At 39.8% G+C, this 4,591-nt stretch carries 3 protein-coding genes and 2 pseudogenes; 2 read left to right on the forward strand and 3 right to left on the reverse strand.

Annotated features, from left to right (window positions below):
* Positions 1-177: 177 nt before the first annotated feature.
* Entirely contained in the window at positions 178-1,380 is a 1,203-nt protein-coding gene (mdtH, locus tag PSI15_RS17080; RefSeq protein ID WP_273584572.1) for a multidrug efflux MFS transporter MdtH, read from the forward strand.
* 127 nt (positions 1,381-1,507) lie between these two features.
* Positions 1,508-2,064: pseudogene (locus PSI15_RS17085) on the forward strand (lipoprotein).
* A 410-nt stretch (positions 2,065-2,474) separates the two neighbouring features.
* On the opposite strand, the gene PSI15_RS17090 reads toward PSI15_RS17085, so the two are convergent.
* The 3 genes and pseudogenes from PSI15_RS17090 to PSI15_RS18505 all read right to left on the reverse strand — a co-directional run.
* Positions 2,475-2,867 carry a DUF6201 family protein gene (locus PSI15_RS17090; RefSeq protein WP_273584573.1) on the reverse strand — a complete coding sequence of 131 codons (393 nt, stop codon included), beginning with the start codon at positions 2,865-2,867 and terminating at the stop codon, positions 2,475-2,477.
* Positions 2,864-3,706 carry a DUF6402 family protein gene (locus PSI15_RS17095; protein ID WP_273584574.1) on the reverse strand — a complete coding sequence of 281 codons (843 nt, stop codon included), beginning with the start codon at positions 3,704-3,706 and terminating at the stop codon, positions 2,864-2,866. The genes PSI15_RS17090 and PSI15_RS17095 overlap by 4 nt, the downstream gene beginning before the upstream one ends.
* Before the next feature lie 278 nt (positions 3,707-3,984).
* Positions 3,985-4,443, reverse strand: a pseudogene (locus PSI15_RS18505) (Hcp family type VI secretion system effector); the annotation flags it as partial.
* Positions 4,444-4,591: the final 148 nt, after the last annotated feature.

A 4,591-nucleotide genomic window follows, 5' to 3' on the forward strand; every position in this document is an offset into this window, starting at 1 on the left:
TGATATTTACCTTGGCAGATTTTCAAATAATTTAACGCCTGCGACATTTTTTATCACCAGACAACGATAAAAAAATATCATCTATACCCCCTCTACCTTAATGACCAAAATAAGTCCAAAATAACCAGCAATTCATATTCATCTTTTCCCATATTTCAAATACTTCAATGGTGCAAAATGTCATTAGTTTCACAAGCACGTAACTTGGGTAAATATTTTCTTTTGTTTGATAATTTATTGGTTGTTTTAGGATTTTTCGTTGTTTTTCCCTTAATTTCGATTCGTTTCGTCGAACAACTGGGTTGGGCAGCGGTGATTGTCGGTTTCGCACTTGGCCTGCGTCAACTGGTACAGCAAGGACTGGGTATTTTTGGCGGCGCTATTGCGGATAGGTTCGGAGCCAAGCCAATGATTGTCACAGGCATGTTGCTGCGTGCACTGGGCTTTGCCCTGATGGCGATGGCATTTGCGCCGTGGATATTGCTCCTATCCTGTATTCTGTCCGGATTAGGCGGAACTTTGTTCGATCCCCCCAGGGCGGCATTGGTCATTAAATTAACCCGCCCACATGAACGTAACCGCTTTTATTCACTTCTATTGATGCAAGACAGCGCTGGCGCGGTCATTGGTGCACTAATAGGAAGCTGGTTGTTACAGTATAATTTCAATCTTGTCTGCTGGATTGGCGCAACCATTTTCGTATTGGCCGCCCTGTTTAACGCTTTATTTCTTCCCGCCTACCGTATTTCAACCATCCGGACACCTATCAAGGAAGGTTTGGGGCGCGTGATTAAAGATCGCCGGTTCTTTTACTATGTACTGACATTAGCGGGTTATTTTGTGCTATCAGTACAAGTTATGCTGATGTTTCCGATCATTATCCATGAAATTTCCGGTACAGCCACCGCCGTTAAGTGGATGTATGCCATTGAAGCCGTGATTTCCCTGACGCTGCTCTACCCTATTGCACGCTGGAGTGAGAAATACTTTCGCCAAGAGCAACGCTTGATGGCGGGGCTGTTTTTAATGAGTCTCTGTATGTTCCCAATCGGCTGGGTCAATCAATTGCATCTCATTTTTGGCCTGATTTGTCTGTTCTATCTAGGTATGGTTACGGCAGAGCCTGCACGTGAAACGTTGAGTGCATCACTGGCTGATCCACGGGCACGGGGAAGTTATATGGGATTCAGTCGCCTGGGGTTGGCATTAGGAGGCGCATTGGGCTACACCGGCGGTGGATGGCTCTATGATACCGGCCATGCCTTGGGTATACCGCAGTTGCCGTGGCTCCTGCTGGGGCTGGTGGGGTTAGTCACCATTTATGCCCTGCATCACCAATTCAACCAGAAGAAAATTGAACCAATCATTATCAACAAATAGTCAATAATATTCCCAAATTGTCGATGACTTCTTATTCCTCGCACAGCGAGGAATAAGGGCTTAAACAACAAACAAATTAAATAATAAATGGTGTAAAATCCGCCCATTGAAAATAGAAGGAGACAACATGCGAAAATTTTTCTTCGGGGCTGTATGGGTACTGGCAGGATTAATCAGCGGCTGCGATCAATTCAAGGAAATCAGTATCAACGAAGGCTTGCTCAATGATTATTTATTAAAAAAAGTTCATTATCAAAAGCAAATTAACTTGCCCGCTGCGACCACCGCCAATATCACACTGGGGGATTTAACCAGTCAGATTGGCCGCCAAGATCCGGAAAAAATGGAATTATCAACGCTGGCAAAAGTTCAATTAGCCACCTTACTGGGTACAGTCCAGGCTGATATGAAACTGACCATTAGAGCTAAACCGATATTTAATGCGGAAAAGGGGCTATTTTCATTCAGGGGCTGGAAATTGTGGATTACCAGACCACACCAGAAAAAGTGGCCGCGCCAATTAAAGCGTTGCTCCCTTATCTGAATAGCTCTTTAAGTGAGTTCTTTGATACTCATCCGGTTTATGTTCTGAATCCAGAAAAAAGCAAAGCTGAGGCTGCTGCCTTAAAATTAGCCAAGGGATTGGAGGTTAAACCCGGTAAGTTAGTGATTGATTTAGACTAATAAATACAAGCGTTTTAAATAAAAGTTCCAAGGAAGGGTAATAATCACCATAGGGCAGAAACCTGCCCTTTAACTCACCTAAAAGAATTTTCCGATTTGATATTTGAACAAAAGCATTACCGCTACTCATTCTCCTACTACACACGTACAAGGCCAAGCTCCATCTGGACACGGATGTCTAATCGGCAACTTTCGGGAATATCACACGGTTTCCCATCAGCATAAATGAACGCATTTGTTCGGTGAGGGTTGCCTTTTGCTGGCGTAATTCAAGTAGCTTTTTCATGGTGTTTTATGGTTGGTTATTCTGTTTAAAACACTATTTAACATCATGAAAAATGATAAAAAAGCCCCTGACATTCAGAGGCTAAACTTGCGAAAACATGAGGACGGAATATTTACAAAAATTTTCACTCTAATTTGTTTACATCAATACTTTCATATCCATCATTTGTTGGGTATATAAAAGCATTGTTCTTAGCGGTTGGAAAACTAAATGAAGCAAAAAATGCCTCATATGATATTGTTGTGAACTGAGAGCTTTTCCAGATATATCTGTTTTTATTATTATATAAAACAATAAAATAATCATCATCCATAATAAAGTATTTAAACATCGCGTATGGCGATATGGGTAATTTTTTATATACGACTGCGGTATATTGACCATTTTCATCCTTTACTTCAAACTTCTTATTCCAATCACCAAAGAATAAAGTTGATGGAAATAACATCCACGCTATAAAAACAGCAGAGATCACTAAAACCAATAATGGCTTTTTAAAAAAACATTTAGTTTTCATAATTGAATAATTCTATGTTGTGGTAACGAATCCATCCATAAAATATCAGAAAAGACAATGAAATCACCACCTTCATTGTGTTTTTTCTGCCATTTTCTAAAGCTATCATTAATTACAGGAACATATCCATTATATTTAATCCATAAGGCCATCCAGCTTCCGGTAGCGTAAAGAGCGGCATAATCGACAGAACTCACTTTATCTAATATACCGTTTTTACTCCAAATTCCTAAAGGTTCGTTAGCGCCAACAAAATCATAGGTATCTTTTAAATACATTCCAATCTGCTCGGTAACAAAGACATCTTTACCGTCTAATTTATCTACGTGACCTTTAACTGCCACCTTCATATTAGAATTACCCATGGCACCATACCAATCGTCAACCGTATCAAGTTTAGAACCAAATCTTCTAGAGTTAACCACTGAAAACGTGTCTATTTCTCGTATATCCGTTTCATATCCTAATGCTTTCTTTCCACCCTCTTTTTCTAATTGCATTTTTAATTGTTCTATACCCGCACTACTAGCCCAACCATTAATGAGGACAGACATAATTTCTTTAGGTTGTTTATATCTCAATGCCCACTCCATTTTTATAATGGAGTCATTAACTCTTCCATCCGGTATATCTATCGCTTTACCTTTAACATACTTATCTTTTTCTTCTTCCGTAAATATATAAGCAGGTTTTGTATTAAACCAATGGCGCATTAATTTGGGTGCCATTTCCCATCCCATTTTTTCCATTACATCCGGGATTTGGTTTAAATAAAAAATATCCATTTCAATTTCTGTGTTTTTGCCGCCTTTAACGGTTTTAGTTTTAAAAATCGACATTATTAAATCCCTATTTTTGTTTGAAATAAATATTTAACTTCAAGGTTTTCTTCTTTTTTGGCATCAAACTGTTTTGTCATTCCAGATGTTTGACATATTGCCTCAATCAGTCCCTTGTCCGTTTCCACTCCATATGCGATATCTTGGCAAACATTTCCTTGATGTTTCAGTGTAAACTTATGACTAAATAGAGCTTCTACTGCCGTTTCAAGTGGCTTAATCAACGACGAAAATCCAGACAAAAGTGGCCTTTCCTCTTCACGCCCCTGCAATTGCGATATCGCGTAACCCGTTGTTCCTGCCGCACGATGTGTGAATGATATCGACTTATAATCAAGCTGCACCGTTTCATACGGGATCTGGTCATTGTCATCAATTGAGTGCGGATAGTGACAGGAAAAATCAACAATGGTGGCACCTGTCAATTTAATTTCATAGAAAAATTCCAATTGTCCGGCAAGGTTTACGCGGTAACACTTAAAAAGGGCATCCAGCAATTCGTTTTTGTCTATCGCCAACCCCAGCAATGGGGAGGATTTATCAATGGGTTTGGTAAAGTTGACCGGGAGATGATTGACGTTCTGATCGCGTGTCATCGTATGGCTGAGGTGCAATACCTGTATTTCATCTTCCCGCCCGGCCTGATAGCGGTTGCCGATAGATTCGGGGGTTGAACAGCCCGCCGAGATTAAGCCTTGTTTCTTGCCCTTTAACGATAAGTAAATAAGATAGGACATTCCTGTCTCCTGTCATCTGATTTTCAATGGATGCTCATAACAGCATCAATTAAACAGAATATAACAGTAATGCTTATCTATTCCAGCATGAATAAAAGATCACCAGAAAAATTGTGATTAATCTCTCTTCTTAAATAAAATCAGATAA

The sequence above is a fragment of the Xenorhabdus sp. PR6a genome, from assembly GCF_028599065.1.
Taxonomy (GTDB): Bacteria; Pseudomonadota; Gammaproteobacteria; order Enterobacterales; family Enterobacteriaceae; genus Xenorhabdus; species Xenorhabdus doucetiae.